Raw genomic sequence first — 17,011 nt, 5'->3', positions numbered from 1 at the left:
GGAGGCGGTGGTGTCCGCATGCCGGCCGGTAAGACTTTGGTGATGGCCGGCGGTCGATTCCACCACAGCGGGGCGGCGGCCACAATGGGGCGGGCGCGGCTTTCGCCCACGGCGGCGATGCGGTCGTGGGTGGCCCGGCTTCAGCCCGCCAGCATTGCCGCGCTGCGCTCGGAGGCGACCAGGATGAGCTTCATCGTCGCCCGGGTGGCGCCGACGAAGAGCTTGCGCACCGCCAGCGCGTCCAGCGCGGGGAAATCCACCTCGGTGAAGATCACGCAGGGCGCGGCCTGGCCCTTGAAGCGGTAGACCGAGTCGATCAGCAGGTCGCCCTCGCTGTACTCGGCCTCGCCGAAGAGGTCGTAGCGGCCGCTGAAGGCGCGCAGGCGGTGGGGGCCGAGGTGGTCCAGCGGGGTGAAGCGGGAGTTTTCGCGGCCGCGGTAGGTGATGAGCGCGATCATCTCGCGGCGGAAACCGAGGCCGATGGCGCGGGTGATGGCGCGCTTGGTGGCGTCGAACAGGCCGTCCGCATCCCGCCAGCTGAGGATCTCCGGGCCGGTGCCGTCCACCGGGCTGCCGGCGGCGATGGGCTGGGGCAGCGGCAGGCTGCGGTTGAGCAGGGCGAGGACGTCGGCCGGGGTGCGGTAGTTGGTGTCGGCGCAGAGGCCGGTCCAGCCGGGCAGGGCCACCGGCTCGCGGCCGTACAGGTTCTGCATCGGGTCTTCCAGCCACCAGGCGCGGCCTTCCGGCGCCAGCATGGCGAGCAGGGCGTCGCGCCAGGCTTCGGTGAAGTCCTGGCCTTCGTCCACGATGAGCTCGTCGAACCGCCAGGTGGGGTCGGGCGGCAGGGCGGCGAAGTCGGCCTCCAGGCGGCGGAAGGTGTCCGGCTGGCCGAAGCGCGGCGGCTTGCCGGCGGCGCGCAGGCGGCGGTCGCACAGCTGGTGGTAGGTGGCGATTTCGCCACCGGCCGGGGCGATGCGGGCGAAGTGGTCCGCCAGCGGGCGGTTGTAGCAGACGTAGAGCGGGCGCCGGCCGGCGGCCAGGGCGTCGGTGTAAGCGGCCAGCGCGAGCTGGGTCTTGCCGCTGCCGGCAGTGCCGGTGACGTGCAGGCGGAAGGGCGACATGCTGATGCGCCGCGCCCATTCGGCCAGGCCGCCGGACAGCCGGGTGGTGAGCGCGTGGGCCTGGCCAGCCAGCGCCTGCACGTCCGGCACCAGCTCCAGCAGATCGGCGAGGAAGCGGTGCAGCGCGGTCTGGCGCGTGGCGTCGGGCGTGTAGCCTTGCTCCGGCTGGGTCAGCCCCTGGACGATGGCGACCAGGGCCTCGCGCCGGCTGCTGTCCACGATGCGCGCCGGGTCCAGGCCGGCGGTGCCGGGCTGGCGCACCTGGTAGTCGGGGCAATAGAGCAGGATTTCCAGTTGCGGCTCGGCGCCATCCAGCAGCGGCTTCAGCCGCGCGCGCAGGGCCTCGGTGTTGCGCGCCAGCTCCAGGCTGATGTTGCGTGCCCGGCGGGAGTGCGGCCGCTGCAGGCCCTCGGCGGTCTCGTCGAGGAAGCCGGACTGCTGCTCGATCAGCAGCAGCTTGCCGTCCGGCCCGAGCACGACGAAGCCGATTTCGCCGAACACCGTGTGCTCGCGCTCCACCCGCGTCCAGTGCAGGCCGTGGTAGATGGCGTAGTCGTCCGGCAGGCCGTCGGCGAGGCGGGAGAGGGTGGCGAGTTCGCGCGCCAGCGCGCCGCTGGCGGGCAGCTGGCGCCAGCCTTCGGGATGGGTTCTGGCCATGGTGTCGTCAGGTTGGCTGGGAGGAGGCCGGCGCTGCCGCACGGCCGGGCCGCAAGCCGCGGCCCCTCTTCATACCATCCGCCAGCCGGCTTGACCATATGGCGCCGCGGCCGGCCGCCGCGTCCGCGGTGACAGAATCCGCGCGCTCCGCCATCATTCGCCGCGATGTTTTCCCTCGCCTTCTCCAACCGCTTCGAGATCCTGCTCGACACCCTGCTCGACCGCCTCGCCGCCGAGCAGCCCGGCCCCTTCGGCGAACGCCACGTCGTCGTGCCCAGCAGCGCGCTGCGCCGGCGCATCGAGCTGGCGGTGGCCGAGCGCGAGGGCGTCTGCGTCAATCTGCGTTTCGACTACCTCGCCCAGTGGCTGTGGCGGCAGGTGGGCCGGCTGGTGCCGGTACCGGAGCGCTCGCCCTTCTCGCCCGCGCTGCTGGCCTGGCGGCTCTACGGCCTGCTGGAAGAAGGCGGGCAGGGCTGGATAGACGCGCATCCGCGGCTGGCGAACTACCTCGCCGGCGCCGATCCGGCGATGCGCTACGAGTTGGCCGGCCGCATCGCCCGGGTGATGGACCACTACCTCACCTATCGCCCCGAATGGCTGGAGGACTGGGCCGCCGGCCGTCCCGCCCGGCTGCTGGGCGCCACCGAGGCGGAGCGCGCGGACGAGGCCTGGCAGGCGGAGCTGTGGCGGCGCATCCACGCCGGCCTGGGCGTGCGCCGCGAGCATCCCACCGCCGTCTTCCTGCGCCAGATCGCCGCCATGGACGCCGCCGGACTCGCCGCCCTCGGCCTGCCGGAGACGGTGCACGTGTTCGGCCTGCCGACGCTGCCGCCGCTCTACCTGGAAGTGCTGCGCCAGCTGGCGCGCCAGGTCGAGGTGCGGCTGTACACCCTGAACCCCTGCGGCGAGTTCTGGTTCGAGATCGTGGACCCGCGCCGCCTGTCCTGGCTGGCCTCGCGCCAGTCCGACCTGTTCCACGAGACCGGCAACCGCCTGCTCGCCGCCTGGGGGCGGCAGACCCAGGCCCACATCGGCCTGCTGTTCGAGGGCGAGAACGAGGTGGTGGAAGACGCCCTCTTCGTGCCGCACCCGGCCGAACACCTGCTGGCGCAACTGCAGAACGCCATGCTGGTGCTGGACGAGCTGCCGCCCGGCGGCGTCGCCCTGGCCGCCGGCGACCGCAGCATCGAAGTGCACGTCTGCCACTCCCGCACCCGCGAGCTGGAAGTGCTGCAGGACCGCTTGCTCGGCCTGTTCAAGTCGCCCAACCCGCCACGGCCGGACGAGATCGTAGTGCTGATGCCCGACCTGGACGCCACCGCGCCGCTGATCGAGGCGGTGTTCGGCACCGCGCCGCCGGCCCGCCGCATCCCCTGGCGCATCACCGGCCTCGGCCACACCCGGGACAACCCGGTGGCGCGGGTGCTGGACCTCGTCCTCACCCTGGCCGCCGGCCGCTTCCCCGCCAGCCGCCTGTTCGATCTGCTGCAGCAGCCGGCGGTGGCGCGCCGCTTCGAGCTGGAAGGCGCCGATCTGGAAGCCATCCACGGCTGGCTGCGCGAAGCCGGCGTGCGCTGGGGGCTGGACGCCGCCCAGCGCGCAGGCCTGGGCCTGGGCGGAGACGCGGCGCACACCCTGGAGCACGGCCTGCACCGCCTCTTCCTCGCCTGGTCGGCGGGTGAGGCGGCGGACGCGGCGCCGCTGGCCGGCTACGTCGGTGCCGCCCATCCGGAAGGGGGCGCCGCGCTGGCGCTGGGCCGGCTGTGGCGCTACGCCCAGACCCTGGGCCATCTGCGCAGCCAGCTGCTGCAGCCGCAGGACGCGCCCGGCTGGCGCCGCCTGCTCAACGAGGCGCTGGACCGGCTGGTGGGCGACGCGCCCGACTGGGCCGAAGAGCTGCGCGAGGTGCGTGCCGCCATCGCCGCGCTCACCGAGGACATGGCCGCCGGCGAGCTGCGCCAGGCCATCCCGCTGGCGGTGCTGCACCCGGCGCTGACGGCGGCGCTGGACGACCCCGCCCGCGGCGGCGTGCCCGGCGGCACCGTCACCTTCTCGGCGCTCTCCAGCCTGCGCAACCTGCCCTACCGGGTGGTCTGCGTCATCGGCCTGGACCGCAGCGCCTTCCCCGGTAGCGACCGCCCCGCCGAGTTCGACCTGATGGCCGCCCGGCCGCAGAAGGGCGACCGCCAGCGCCGCGACGACGACCGCAACCTCTTCCTCGACCTGGTGCTGGCCGCGCGCGACGTGCTGCACCTCTCCTACACCGGTCGCAGCGTGCGCGACGGCAGCGAGCTGCCGCCCTCGGTATTGGTGGACGAGTTGCTGGACACCCTGGCCGAAGCCTGCGCCGACGACCCGCTGCAGCCGGACGCGCTGGCGGCGGCGCGGGCGCGCCTCACCGTGGTCCATCCGCTGCAGCCCTTCTCCGCCGACTACTTCCTGCCCGGCGCCGGCCAGGACCGCCGCCTCGCCAGCTACCAGGCCGAATACGCCGCCGCGCTCGCCGCCCGCCTGCGCGCGCCGCTGCAGGTGGTGGCCGCCGGCGATGAGCTTGCGGAAGAGGCGGGCGAGGACGACGCCTTCGCCGACGCCGCCGGCGCGCCCTTCTTCCCCCAGCCGCTGCCGCCGGCCGGCGAGGACTGGCGCGAGGTCGGGCTGGACCAGCTCATCCGCTTCTTCCGCCAGCCCTGCCGCTACCTGCTGCGCGAACGCCTCGGCCTGGAACTGCCGGAGGGCGACGAAGAACTGGCCGACGTGGAAGCCTTCCTGCCCGACTGGCCGGCGCGCCAGGCCCTGGCCGCGCGCCTGCTGCCGGTGCTGCTGGGCGAGCAGGCCGCCACCGATCCGCTGGCGCTGGCCCGCGCCGGCGGCGAATACCCGGCAGGTGCGGCCGGCGAGGCGGAACTGGCGCGCGAGCTGGAGCGCCTGCGCCGCTTCGCCGCCGAGGTGGCGGAGCAGCGCCAGGGCGCGCCACTGCCCGCCCATGTGCCGCGGCTGGCTTTCACCCTGGGCGATGAAGACTGGCACCTCGCCGCCGCCTTCGGCGACCTGCGGCCGCAGGGCCAGGTGCGCCACCGCTACGACGACACCCGGCCGGTGGATTACCTCGCCGGCTGGATCTCCCACCTCGCCCTGTGCGCCGCGCCGCCGGCCGGCGTAGCGCCGCAGACCCGGCTGGTGTCGCGCGACGGCCGCTGCGGCTACCGGCCGCTGCCACCGGCGCAGGCGCGCCAGCACCTGGCCGAACTGCTGGAGCTGTACCGCCAGGGGCTGCAGCAGCCGCTGCCCTTCTATCCCAAGGCCGCCTGGGCGCTGGCCGCGCCCGGCGGCGGTTACGGCAAGGCGCTGGCGAAATGGACCGGTGGCAACCGCCCGGCCTACGGCGAGCGCGCCGACCCCGCCTACCGGCTGGCACTGCGCGGCGTCGCCGATCCGCTGGGCGAGGATTTCCAGCACATCGCCCGGACGGTGCTGCAGCCCTTGCTGGCGGCGCTGGACGATCCGCGGCTGGGCTGAGGGCGGCTTCGTCCGCCACGGCCCCGGCGGCCTGGCTTCAGCTTCGCGCAAGAATGCCCGTTTGGGGTGGTCGGCCGGGGCGTGGGCGCGCTTCGCTCTCCATACTGAAGTCATTCTGTCCGCCTGAGCCCGCCTCTCCGCGCGGGGATATCTTCCGTCGGGCGCGAACCGTGGAGTCGTCCATGCGCTTCCTCCTGCTTTCGCCGTTCACCCGCGGCACGACCTCGAGCTGGATCGTCAAGGACGTGGTGGGCCATGAGGTGGAGGTAGTGCCCGCCGGCTACGCCCATGACCGCTCCCGGCCGGTTTCAGGCCGCCAGGAGTGGGCGGACTACTACCGCCACGTGCGGGAAGCCCTGCGCCGCGCCGCCGGCGGCCGCGCACAGGGCCTGATCACCGTCTTTCCCCAGCTTGCCGCGCTGGCCGGGTTGCTGAAACGGCTGCTGCTGCGCTCCGACCTCGTCGTCGTGGCCTGGAGCTTCAACCTCGGCCGCACCTACGGTGGCCTCAAGGGCGCGGTGGCGCGCTTCGCGCTGGCCGGGGTGGATGTGTTCGTCGTCCATTCGCGCGCCGAGATTCCGCTCTACAGCCGCTGGCTGAGGCTGCCGGAATCCCGCTTCCAGTTCGTGCCGCTGAGCGTGGCGCTGCCGGCGGAGGATGAAGTGCCCGCCGGTGCCGATGGGGAGTCGCCCTACATCGTCGCCCTCGGTACCGCCAACCGCGATTACGACACCCTGGCCGCGGCGGTGGCCGGCACCGGCATCTCCACCCTCATCGTCGCCGGCGAGCACCGCACCCGGCACATCGCGCCGCCGCCGGAGGTGCGCTTCCGCAGCGGTGTGGCGCTGGCGGAGTGCCACCGCCTCGCCCGCGGCGCCCGCCTCAATCTCGTGCCGTTGCAGGATGCCGCCAACCCCTCCGGCCAGGTCACGCTGATCGAAGCCATGATGCGCGGCTGCGCGCTTGTCGCCACCCGCTGCGTCGGCACCCAGGACTACGTGGAGGACGGCACCGACGCCCTGCTGGTGCCGGCGGGCGACGCCGCCGCCCTGCGCGCCGCCATCCTGTCGCTGTGGAACGACGACGCCCGCCGCGCCGAACTCGGCCGCCGTGCGCGCGAGCGGGCGCTGACCCACTACACCTTCGCCGCCGGCGGTCAGGCGCTGCAGGCCATCCTGGACGAGTGCACGCCACCGGCGCTGCTGCAGCAGGCCTGAGGCGGGTGAAGGTCTAGGCCCGCACGGCTTGCGGGCGTTCTTTGCCGAGGGAATGGTCACCGCCGACTCGCCCGCAGCGCCACCAGCCCGCCCTCTCGCGGCGGTCCGCCGTCCGCGCCGCGCCGTCCATTGCCCGCCCCGCGCCCCGCCGCTACCATCCGCCGATGGCCGCTTCCACCGATCTCGACGTCTTCGCCTGCCCGCTAGACGGCATCCACCTCGTCGAAGCCTCCGCCGGCACCGGCAAGACCTGGAACATCTGCGGCCTCTACCTGCGCCTGCTGCTGGAGCGCGGGCTGGCGGTCGAATCCCTGCTCGTCGTCACCTTCACCAAGGCCGCCACCGCCGAACTGTCCACCCGCATCCGCGACCGCATCGTCGACACCCTGCGGGTGCTGGACGGCGGCGCGGCCGGCGGCGACCCCTTCGTGCCGCAGCTGATCGCGCGGGTGGAGCAGACCGGCATCGCCCGCGCGGAAATGAGCAAGCGCCTGCGCCATGCGCTGCAGACCTTCGACGAAGCCGCCATCTTCACCATTCACAGCTTCTGCCAGCGTGCGCTGGCCGACTCGCCCTTCGCCGCCGGCCTGCCCTACGCGCTGCAACTGGCCGAAGACGACAGCGCGCTGCGCCTCGAAGTGGCGCAGGACTTCTGGCGCCGCGCCATCATCGGCGGCGCGCTGCCGGCGGCGCTGGCCGACCTGCTGGCGCAGAACGGCGACTGCCCCGAAACCTGGGCGGAAACGCTGAAGGCCGACATGGCCAAGCCGCTGGCCGAACGCCGCTGGGACGCGGAGGTACTGGCCACTGACCCGACCGCGGCCGGTGCCGCACTGGACGCCGCCGGCGCCGAACTGGCGCGCGCCTACGCCGAGGCGGCCGCGTGCTGGCAGGGCGATGGCGCCCAGGTGCTGGCGCGGGTGAACGACGCCGCTGCCAGCCTCAACAAGAACAGCTACAAGCCGGAAGCCGTCGCCCGCGCCCAGCGCCAATGGGCGGACTGGTTCGCCACCGGCGACGCCCGCGCGCCGCTGCCGGCGGACAAGGACAGCAAGCTCGGCCTGCTGTGCGCCGCCACCCTGGCGGAGAAGACCAACAAGGGCGGCAGCACGCCCGGCCACGCCTTCTGCGACGCTGCCGACACCCTGCTCGCCGCCCGCGCCGCGCTGGACGGCCAGCTGGAAAGCGCCCGCCTCGCCCTGCTGCGCGGCTTCCTCGACGAGGCCGCCGCCGAGCTGCGCAGGCGCAAGCGCGAGCAGCGCCAGATCGCCTTCGACGACATCCTGTGGAACGCCTACGAGGCGCTTGCCGGCGGCCGCCAGCCCTGGCTCGCCGCCGCGCTGCACGCCCGCTTCCCGGCGGCGCTGATCGACGAGTTCCAGGATACCGACCCGCTGCAGTTCGCCATCTTCGACCGCATCTACCGCGGCGAGGGCCGCCACGGCAGCCTCTTCCTCGTCGGTGACCCCAAGCAGGCCATCTACAGCTTCCGCAGCGCCGATCTCCACACCTACCTCGCCGCCCGCGAGCGCGCCGACAGCCGCTACACCCTGCGCCGCAACCAGCGCTCGGCGCCGGCGCTGATCGAAGCCTGCAACCGCCTGTTCGGCGCCAACGGCCGGGTGTTCATGCTGCCGGGGCTGGATTACGAGCGGGTGGAGGCCGGCGAACGGCCGCGCCCGCCGCTGGTGGACCTCACCGCCAGCGCCGGCCCGGCCGCGCTGCGGCTGTGGCGCATTCCCAAGGACGAAGCGCTGGAAGGCGAGGAGGGCGGCGACCGCCTGCCGCGCGGCGTCGCCCTGCAGCGCGCCGCCGCCGCCAGCGCCGCCGAGATCGCCCGCCTGCTCGCTGCCGCCGCGGCCGGCGAAGTCCGCATCGGCGAACGCCCGCTGGCGCCGGCCGACATCGCGGTGCTGGTGCGCAGCCACGGCCAGGGCGCGCGCATGCGCCAGGCGCTGGCGGCGGTGGGCGTGGGCAGCGTCGAGCTGTCCCAGGCCAGCGTGTTCCACACCGAAGACGCCGAAGAGCTGGAGCGCATCCTGCTCGCCATCGCCGAGCCGGCGCGCCAGCCGCGGGTGCTGGCCGCGCTGGCGGGCGCCGCCATGGGCCGCGATGCCGCCGCGCTCGCCCGCCTGGCCGGCGACGAAGCGGCGCTGCTGGACATCCTGGACCGCTTTGCCCGCTGGCGCGACACCTGGCTGGCGCGCGGCTTCGGCGTGATGCTGCGGCAATGGATGGCCGACGAGCGCGTCGCCGCCCGCCTGCTCGCCCGCGCCGACGGCGAACGCCGGCTCACCAACCTGATGCACCTGGCCGAACTGCTGCAGCAGGCCGCCGGCGAGGCCTCGCCGGAAGTGCTGCTGCGCGCCCTGGCCAGCCGCCGCGCCGACAGCGGCGGCGGCGAGGCCGCCCAGCTGCGGCTGGAGTCCGACCGCAACCTGGTGCAGATCGTCACCATCCACCGTTCCAAGGGCCTGGAGTACGGCATCGTCTTCTGCCCCTTCCTGTTCGACGGCTACCCCGGCCGCGACGACGGCGGCGCCATGCGCAGCTGGCACGAGGACGACGGCCGGCTGGTGCTGGACTACCGCCGCCGTTCCACGCTGGCCGCCGAAGAGGACAAGGACATCCTCGCCCGCCAGAAGCTGGAGCGGCAGGCGGAAGACCTGCGCCTGGTCTACGTCGCCCTCACCCGCGCGGTGTATCGCTGCTACCTGGTGGTCGGCTGCTATGCCACCCTGTCCTTCGGCCGCCCCAGCTACAGCGAAAGCGGCCGCAGCCTGCTCAACTGGATGGTGGCCGGCGGCGGTCTGGACACCACCGCCTGGCGCGAGCACAAGATGACGCCGGCCGAGATCGACGCCCGCTGGCGCCAGCTGGTGGCCGCCGCCCAGCGCAGCGGCGAGCCCACGATGGCGCTGGCCGACCTGCCGGACGGCGCCGCGGTCGCCCTGCCGCCGCCGGACCACGGCGACGCCAGCCCGCGCGCGCTGCGGCCGCCGCCCATCCCCGCCGGCTGGCGCATCGGCAGCTTCAGCGCGCTGATCTTCGGTGCCACCCACGAGCAGGCGGCGCAGGACCACGACGCCCGCACGCTGGCACCGGAAGAGGGAGAAGGCGAGGAGGCTGGCGAAGGGCTGGAGGCCGCGCCCGCCCTCGCCGCCGACGACATCCTGCGCTTTCCCCGCGGCCCGGCCGCCGGCGACTGTCTGCATGCGGTGTTCGAGCGCATCGACTTCACCGACGAGCGCGGCTGGGACGCCGCCATCGCCGCCGCGCTGCAAGCGCATCCGCAGCGCCTGGCCGGCGTGAGCGAAGAGGAGTCCGCCCGCCGGCTGCCGCGCATGCTGCGCCGCCTGCTGGCCGACGTCATCGCCGCGCCGCTGGGCGAGGGCCTGCAGCTGGCGCAGCTGCCGCTGTCGCGCCGCCTCACCGAGCTCGCCTTCCACCTGCCGGCGCCGGCGCTGGACGCCGCCGGCCTCAACCGCTGGCTGGCCGCCCAGGGCTACGGCGTGCCGCGGCTGGCCTTTGCCGGACTGGCCGGCTACCTCAAGGGCTTCATCGACCTGGTATTCGAACACCAGGGCCGCTTCTACCTGCTGGACTGGAAGTCCAACCACCTCGGCGACCGCCCGCAGGACTATGCCGGCCCGCGGCTGGAGGCGGCGATGCAGGCCCACGGCTACCACCTCCAGCACCTGCTCTACACCGTTGCCCTGCACCGGCACCTTGGCCTCAGCCTGCCCGGCTACGACTACGAGCGCCATTTCGGCGGCACCCGCTACCTCTTCGTTCGCGGCGTGCGGCCGGGCTGGGAGGTGGCCGGCGCAGAAGGTCCTCGACCCGCCGGCGTCTACAGCCACCGGCCGGCGCTGGCGGTGGTGCAGGAACTGGACGCCCTGCTGGCCGGCCGCCAACCGGCGGAGCGCGGGCTGGGAGTGCTGGCATGAGCGGCGGCGTCCGTCTTGGCGCCGTCGGCGCCTTCCTCTCCGCCGCGCGTGAGCTGCCCGGGCTGGGCGAGGGAGCGGGGCCGCCAGGGCTGGATGCCGTCGGCCGCTACCTTCCTCGCCGCCGGCATGCAGCCCTCCCGGCCTTCCGCAATGAACGGGGGGCCGCCCGATGAACGCCACCGTGCACTCCCTGGGCAGCGCCCTGCCGCTGGCCGGCGAGGCGCCGGCGCAGCGCGACCTCGCCCTCGGCTTCGCCCTGCACGTCGAAGCCTGGGCGCGCGCCGATGGCGCGCCGGCCGAGGTGCTGCCGGCGCTGCGGGACGCGGCGCTGCGGCTGACGCTGGCAAGCGCCCAGGGCCACGTCTGCCTGCCGCTGGCGGCCTTGATCGAAGAGAGCGAAGACCCGGCCGCGGCTGGCGGCGTGGAGGCGGTGGCGGCCCTGCGCATGCAACTGCTCGCCAGCAGCGTGGTGGCCGCCGCAGCGCCCGCCTTGCCTGCCGGCGCCCATCCGCTGGTGCTGGATGGCGGCGACCGCCTCTATCTGCGCCGCCATTTCGATCTCGAAAGCCGCCTCGCCGGACGTCTCCGCGCGCTGGCGCAGCCAGCGCTGCCGGCGGACGCCGCCGCCCTGCGCGAGCGCGTCGGCGCCCTGCTGGACAAGCTCTTCCCGGCCCGCGACGACGGCCTGCCGGATGGCCAGAAGCTGGCCGTCGCCCAGGCGCTGCTGAGCCGGCTGATGGTGATCTCCGGCGGCCCCGGCACCGGCAAGACCACCACCGTCGCCGCCCTGCTCGGCTGCTTGCTGACGGTGGAGCCGGCGCTGCGCATCGCGCTGGCCGCCCCCACCGGCAAGGCCGCCGCCCGCATGCTGGAAGCGCTGCGCGCCCGCGCCGCCGGCCTGCCGCCCAGGCTGCGCGGCAAGCTGCCGGAAGCGGCGCACACGGTGCACCGCCTGCTGGGCGTCACCCCGGAGCCCGGCCGCTTCCGCCACCACGCAGGCAATCCGCTGGCGGTGGATGTGCTGGTGGTGGACGAGGCCTCCATGCTGGATCTGGCGCTAGCTGCCCGCCTGTTCGACGCGGTGCCGCCGGGGGCGCGGGTGATCCTGCTCGGCGACAAGGACCAGCTGGCGGCGGTAGAAGCCGGCGCGGTATTCGCCGACCTCTCCGCCCGCCGGCTGTTGCGGCCGGCGACTGCCGCCGCGCTGGCGACGCTGGCCGGCATGGCGGCGGAGGCCCCGCTTGCGGCCGGCAGCGGACCGGCGCCGGCGCTGGCCGACTGCGTCGCCTGGCTGAGCGAGAGCCGCCGCTTCAGCCGCGATTCCGGCATCGGCCGCCTGGCAGCCGACATCAACCAGGGCGAGGGCGAGCGTGCCTTGCTCTGGTTGCGTGCCAACGAGGATGACGCGGTGCACTGGCTGGAGGACGCCGCCACCCAGCCGGCTGCCGCCACCCTGGCGCGGCTGGAGGCCGGTTACGTGCCCTACCTGGAAAGCTTGAGGCGGGCGCTGGCCGGCGAGGCGGACGTAGCTGCGCTGTTCGCCGCCTTCGACCGCTTCCGCGTGCTGGCTGCGCTGCACGAAGGCCCGCGCGGGCTGGCGGCGCTGAACGCGCATCTCGCCCGCTGGCTGCGGGCCGCGCTGGGCCATGCGCAGGACAGGGGCGCCGCCTCGCCCTGGTACCCCGGCCGGCCGGTGATCGTGCTGCGCAACGACGCCTTGCTCGGGCTCTACAACGGCGACGTCGGTTTGTGCCTGCCGGACGCGGACGGTGCGCTGGCGGTGTTCTTCCCCGCCGCCGGCGGTGGCTTCCGCAGCGTGGCGCCGCTGCGCCTGCCCGCCCACGACACCGCCTTCGTCCTCACGGTGCACAAGAGCCAGGGCTCGGAGTTCGAGGAGGTGGCGCTGCTGCTGCCGGCCAGGCCGTCGCCGGTGCTGAGCCGGGAACTGCTCTACACCGGCGTCACCCGCGCCGCCCGTCGCTTGCAGCTGATAGGCGCAGGCGCGGTGTTCGCCGCCGCCTGCGCCCAGCCGACGCGGCGCTGGTCGGGCCTGGCGGCACGGTTGGAGGAGCAGGGGGCGTCCTGCTGAGCGGTCTGGCGGTTTGAGGCGGGGGGCTGGAGGTGGGCGAGGGTGGAGAGGCTGAGAGGGCCTTGCGCTTGCTGCCCAAGCTGAGCGTGGAGGCAGAGGCTCCGCCCCGATGCTGCTCTGCTTGTGCAGCGGCTGGCTTTTACTTCCCTTATGGGAGAGCGGCTGGGGAGAGGGCACGGTCCGTGGGACTGCAAGGTAGCCGCCCCTTGCCGGGCGCCCCGCGAGAGGGAGGGAGGACGCCTCCCGGACGTCATTGCTCATCTGGACGGAATTGCGGCTGATGGGCGCCGCTGGTCATCGTTACCTCGGGTTCCGCTACCAGCGAATAGGCAGGCTCAAGCCAGCCACTTCAGCTTATCCATCTTGGATCACCCCTCAAGCCGCCTCCGGCTTGTCCTTGGGCAGCGGCGTATCCGGTACCACGCTCAGGCTGTGCTCCGCCAGGTGGCCGTGGGCCTTCTGCTTGTCGCGGTACATGTCGGCGTCGGCGCGGGAGACCAGTTCCTGCGGGTCGTGGTACTCGCCGGGGCCGCTCTGGGCGATGCCGACGCTGAAGCGGATGCCGGCCAGGCGCGGGTCGGTGGTTTCGTTCAGCCGCCGGCAGAAACCGGAGCGCGCCTCGCTGGCGGTGCAGTTCGGCAGCACGATGCAGAACTCGTCGCCACCGTAGCGGAAGCAGCTGTCCTCGCTGCGGCAGGCGGCGCCCAGGGCCTCGCCCACGGCGCGCAGCACCTCGTCGCCATGCTTGTGGCCTTCGCGGTCGTTGATCAGCTTGAAGTCGTCGATGTCGAGATAGACCACCGTCAGCGGCTCGTCGCGACGCTCGGCGGCGCGCATGGCGCGGGTCACGGTCTCCTCGAAGAAGCGGCGGTTGAGCACGCCGGTGAGCGGGTCGGTGCGCATCCACTCTTCCAACTGGCGGGTGCGCAGGCTCACCTTCTCTTCCAGCGAGCGGGCGTACTGGTCGGACTTGTTCTTGGCGGTCTCGATCTCGGAAACCAGGCTGCGGATGTAGGTCTCGAACACCAGCGTGATGTCGAAATAGAACAGCTTCTCCAGCGCCTTCAAGCGCTTGCGGATCAACTTGGCGTCGTCGCCGCTGTCCTCGATCACGCCGACCAGCAACTCGCGCAGCATCTGGATGGCAGAGAGATAGAGCTTGGGTTCGACGCCGATGCGCTTGTGCACCATGCCGATGCGCAGACGGTTGTTCACATACTCGATGTCATAGACGCCGCCGAAGAGGTCGAGGATGTAGCGGCGCTGCACGTTGCGCAGGCGTTCCAGGGTGTCGGCGTCGCCGATCAGCAGGGCGATCTCGGCGATGTTGGTCTGCACCTTGTAGAACTCGTCGACCAGGTTGTCGATGTGCGCTTCCACCAGGGCGCGGCAGGCGAGCAGTGCGGCGATGTCTTCTTCGCCGAAAGCCAGTAGCTCCTTGCGGTGCTCGATGTCGAACTCGCTGATGCGCATCTGTTCGAGCAGCGTCTGTTCGGTCTTCTTCACGCAGGTCTCCTCCGTGATGCCCTGCCGGTGTCCGGACCCGATGTTGTGGGGGATTGACAGTGATCGTACGCCAAACGATTGGGCTTGGTGCTAGCCGCTCCGCCGGAATTGAGCCCGCGCGGAAAAAGTTGGCAGTCCGCGGGCGCACGGAACGGGCGGGGGGACGGGGGGGCTCCGGCATATTGCTTGCTTGGATATATAGAGAATCGGCCCCTCAGTGGTGGCTCAGGCCGGGGTTAGTCGATAAAAAGGGATCAATTGCATGGAAAAGTGAGGAAAGGTCGCGTAAATGCGCACTTTCCGGGAGGGGTTTGCGTAGTGTTATATACAAACATTCATATAAAATCCGGTGACAGGCGTAGGGTTCACGACAGTGGCACGCAACCATGGTGGAAGCGGCTTCCCGCCGAATGGCGGGAGATGGCGCTGCCGCCATTGTCCTTTGATGTCTTCCGCGAGGACCAACTGGAAGCGGAGCGGGTGTTCGGCTACGACGCCGACGGGGTGGCTTGCTACTACGCCCACCGTTACCAGCTGCACGAGGTGCGCTCGGATGACGGCGAGGAGTTCTATGCGGCTGCTTCCTACGGCGAGTCGGTGACGGCCTGGCTGCTGCGGGATGAGCGCTGGCTGATCCATCGCATCGTCCGTGTCGGCGATCAGGGCGAGGGTCAGTCCTTCTACAGCTTCAGCGAATCCATGCCGCGATGAGAAGGCGACCAACGCGGGACAGGGCGCCGGGGTGGAGCTGCTGGCTGGTGCTGGTCGGCCTGTGCCTCGGAGCCTGGTGGGGCATGCCGGCGCAGGCAGCGGAAACACTGAAGGTGGCGGTGATAGGCGGGGTGAAGATGAGCGGTGTATGGGATCGGCTGGCGCCGCGCCTGGAAGCCGCTACCGGCGTGCGCGCAGAGGTGGTTTCCGCCGCCAACAAGGACGGCGTGGTGCCGGACTTCGCTGCCGGCCGTGCCGACCTGCTGCTGATCCACGGTGGCCGGGAGAGCTACGCGCTGGAAGGCGCCGGGCTGGTCGGCCGGCAGCGGGTGTGGGGCTACAACGAGCATGTGGTGGTCGGCCCGCTGGAGGACCCCGCCGGGGTCAAGGGCGCGGCCGACGGCAGCGAGGCCTTCCGCCGCATCGAGAAGGCGCGGGCGCCTTTCTTCGCCGCCGGCAACCAGGGCAGCCACGAGATCGTGCAGCACCTTTGGGAGGCGATGGGCCTGCCACCGGCGGCCGACTGGATGGTGCTGGACGACACCGAACGGCCACCGCAGGTGCTGCAGCTGGCGATGAAGCGGCGCGCCTGCATCTTGGTGGGCGCGCTGCCGGTGGCTTTCGGCCAGCTGCAGGGGCGGTAAAGGCCGGATGGCGCAGCCCTTCTCTTCTCTCCCCTTGCGAAAGAGGGGGTGGGGGAGAGGAGGTGAGTTCCGCGGACCTGCAATGCGCCCCCTCTCCTGATCCTCCCCCGCGAGGGGGAGGGAGTGCTCTGCTGTGCCGTTGTGAGTTGCCGGAGGCGGTCTGGTCTTGCAGGTCCCGGTGATTCCGCGGCTTTGCAGGTGCCGTGAGCGCTACAGCACTCCCCGGCGGCAGGCCTTGGTTCCCCCGCCCGTCACCCAGCCCGTCGCCGGTCCGCGAAGTCGATGTTCACCACCCGTTGTCGTCGCTCCACCAGCGAGTGCGCCACCCGGCTGGTGGCCGCGCTGCCCAGGGAGATTGGCGCATAGCCGGTCAGGGCGCTCATGCCGGCCTGGGCGGCGGCGAGCAATTCGTGCCAGTTGCGGGCGAACTCGGCGAAGCGCTGACGCCCCTCCGCGCTGAGGGGCTCGGGCGTCGAGGGCGCATCGCTGCTGGCTTCCCCGTCGCTCTTGCGCTGGGCCATCTCGGCGATGGCGACGTTGGAGAGCTCGTTGGTGAGCTTGAGCAGGCGGTCGCGCAGCGCGAGGCTGAGGGTGTTCACCCGCACCACCGTCTGCATGCTCAGTGTTGCCGTCGTCTCGCCGGTCGGGTAGCCGCACTCCTGCCACTGGCAGGCCTCGCCGTCGGTGTTGGCGCCAGCCTCCTGCCAGGCGCTGGCGCAGTCGATCTGGTTCTCCCAGCTGAGGTCGTAGGTAGCTTCCAGGGGCGGCAGGAACTCGTTCTCGAGATTGCCCATGCCGTCGCCTGCGGGGATGGTCGCTCGCATCTTCTATCTCCTCTTCGCTGTGGATGTCGCTCCTGCATGCCTGCCGCAGTGAGTCGCACCCGTTGGTGTGGACCTGGCCGGCGAACCGGCGGACTGTCGTTCCACCTTCAGCGTAGAAGATGAGAGGGCCGCCTGCCGTTTTGCCGAATGGCGTCGACCGGACTGCCCGGAGTGGGTTCCAGCCCGGCGGCATGGGCGCCCACGGGGCGTTCAGCCGGCGGGCACGAAGGCGCTGCAGCCGCTGCCGGCCTGCAGCAGTTCGACGTCGACGCGGTAGAGCCGACGAATGGCGGCCGGCGACAGCACCTCGGCCGGCGGGTTGTCAGCCTCGATGCGGCCCTCATGCAGCAGCGCGACCCGGGTGGCGCAGGCGAGGGCGTGGTCCGGGTGGTGGGTGGTCTTGAGGATGGCGTAGCCGTCGGCGGCCAGGCGTTGTTCGATGCGCCAGCGCCCCGGCGATTGGTGCGAGCTGGCGCTCGCCGCCCGAGAGTTCGGTGTAGGGGCGCGCGGCCAGGGTCTGGATGCCGAACTGGGCGAGGGCCCCTTTTACCGCCTGCAGGTCGACGGCGGAGGCTGTCGATTCCGCATTGCCGGATCGGGGAGCCAAAAAAAAGGTTCTTCGCGCAATCTGGGGGAAGTAGTGGTTGACGGTTCGGAGGTTGGTAGATTGGCAGTCGCCAAACAAACCGATCCCCTTCCTCTTCCCCGTCATGCGCGATGCTATGTTGGGCGTGGTCTTCTGGGAAGGCCACGTCGTCGATTCATCTCAGGAGCAA

At 72.3% G+C, this 17,011-nt stretch carries 10 protein-coding genes; 7 read left to right on the top strand and 3 right to left on the bottom strand.

Going from position 1 to position 17,011, the window contains the following annotated elements; all coding sequences use genetic code 11:
• Positions 1-140 precede the first annotated feature (140 nt).
• On the bottom strand, positions 141-1,778 hold the full coding sequence (locus tag C7389_RS22090; RefSeq protein WP_133594833.1) for an ATP-binding domain-containing protein: 1,638 nt from the start codon (positions 1,776-1,778) through the stop codon (positions 141-143).
• Positions 1,779-1,943: 165 nt separating this feature from the next.
• On the opposite strand from C7389_RS22090, the gene recC reads away from it, so the two are divergent.
• The 4 genes from recC (at position 1,944) to recD (ending at position 12,550) form a co-directional block, all read left to right on the top strand.
• Positions 1,944-5,294 (top strand): exodeoxyribonuclease V subunit gamma, encoded by a 3,351-nt coding sequence (gene recC / locus C7389_RS22085; RefSeq protein WP_133594832.1) that lies wholly within the window; start codon positions 1,944-1,946, stop codon positions 5,292-5,294.
• A gap of 182 nt (positions 5,295-5,476) precedes the next feature.
• A complete protein-coding gene (locus C7389_RS22080; RefSeq protein WP_162851810.1) occupies positions 5,477-6,511 on the top strand; it encodes a glycosyltransferase in 1,035 nt (344 codons plus the stop codon).
• Positions 6,512-6,675: 164 nt separating this feature from the next.
• Entirely contained in the window at positions 6,676-10,461 is a 3,786-nt protein-coding gene (recB, locus tag C7389_RS22075; protein ID WP_133594830.1) for an exodeoxyribonuclease V subunit beta, read from the top strand.
• A 169-nt stretch (positions 10,462-10,630) separates the two neighbouring features.
• The gene (gene recD / locus C7389_RS22070; protein WP_246034929.1) at positions 10,631-12,550 is read left to right on the top strand and encodes an exodeoxyribonuclease V subunit alpha; all 1,920 of its coding nucleotides are present in this window, start codon (positions 10,631-10,633) and stop codon (positions 12,548-12,550) included.
• Between the two features lie 375 nt (positions 12,551-12,925).
• Here recD and C7389_RS22065 read toward each other — a convergent pair whose 3' ends face one another.
• Entirely contained in the window at positions 12,926-14,056 is a 1,131-nt protein-coding gene (locus tag C7389_RS22065; RefSeq protein WP_133594829.1) for a GGDEF domain-containing protein, read from the bottom strand.
• A 420-nt stretch (positions 14,057-14,476) separates the two neighbouring features.
• Here C7389_RS22065 and C7389_RS22060 point away from each other — a divergent pair, with 420 nt between their 5' ends.
• Both C7389_RS22060 and C7389_RS22055 read left to right on the top strand, forming a co-directional pair.
• Positions 14,477-14,767, top strand: coding sequence for a hypothetical protein (locus tag C7389_RS22060; RefSeq protein ID WP_133594828.1), 291 nt, complete (start codon positions 14,477-14,479; stop codon positions 14,765-14,767).
• A 47-nt stretch (positions 14,768-14,814) separates the two neighbouring features.
• Positions 14,815-15,411: a substrate-binding domain-containing protein gene (locus C7389_RS22055; RefSeq protein ID WP_133594827.1), complete on the top strand. Its 597-nt coding sequence runs from the start codon at positions 14,815-14,817 to the stop codon at positions 15,409-15,411.
• A gap of 251 nt (positions 15,412-15,662) precedes the next feature.
• On the opposite strand, the gene C7389_RS22050 is transcribed toward C7389_RS22055, so the two are convergent.
• Positions 15,663-16,235 (bottom strand): hypothetical protein, encoded by a 573-nt coding sequence (locus C7389_RS22050; protein ID WP_133594826.1) that lies wholly within the window; start codon positions 16,233-16,235, stop codon positions 15,663-15,665.
• A 439-nt stretch (positions 16,236-16,674) separates the two neighbouring features.
• On the opposite strand from C7389_RS22050, the gene C7389_RS25205 reads away from it, so the two are divergent.
• The coding region (locus tag C7389_RS25205) for a hypothetical protein (RefSeq protein WP_211342531.1) at positions 16,675-17,011 on the top strand (337 nt) is incomplete at its 3' end.

The organism is Azoarcus indigens (assembly GCF_004361735.1).
In the GTDB taxonomy this organism is placed as follows: domain Bacteria; phylum Pseudomonadota; class Gammaproteobacteria; order Burkholderiales; family Rhodocyclaceae; genus Azoarcus; species Azoarcus indigens.
The sequence above is the reverse complement of the archived record's forward strand: the minus strand, read 5'-3'. Positions and strand labels throughout refer to the sequence as shown.

Bases quoted from the DNA above. Each gene is read 5' to 3' on its own strand.
- C7389_RS22090 (WP_133594833.1), bottom strand. From the start codon at position 1,778: ATGGCCAGAACCCATCCCGAAGGCTGGCGCCAGCTGCCCGCCAGCGGC.
- recC (WP_133594832.1), top strand. From the start codon at position 1,944: ATGTTTTCCCTCGCCTTCTCCAACCGCTTCGAGATCCTGCTCGACACC.
- C7389_RS22080 (WP_162851810.1), top strand. From the start codon at position 5,477: ATGCGCTTCCTCCTGCTTTCGCCGTTCACCCGCGGCACGACCTCGAGC.
- recB (WP_133594830.1), top strand. From the start codon at position 6,676: ATGGCCGCTTCCACCGATCTCGACGTCTTCGCCTGCCCGCTAGACGGC.
- recD (WP_246034929.1), top strand. From the start codon at position 10,631: ATGAACGCCACCGTGCACTCCCTGGGCAGCGCCCTGCCGCTGGCCGGC.
- C7389_RS22060 (WP_133594828.1), top strand. From the start codon at position 14,477: ATGGCGCTGCCGCCATTGTCCTTTGATGTCTTCCGCGAGGACCAACTG.
- C7389_RS22050 (WP_133594826.1), bottom strand. From the start codon at position 16,235: ATGCGAGCGACCATCCCCGCAGGCGACGGCATGGGCAATCTCGAGAAC.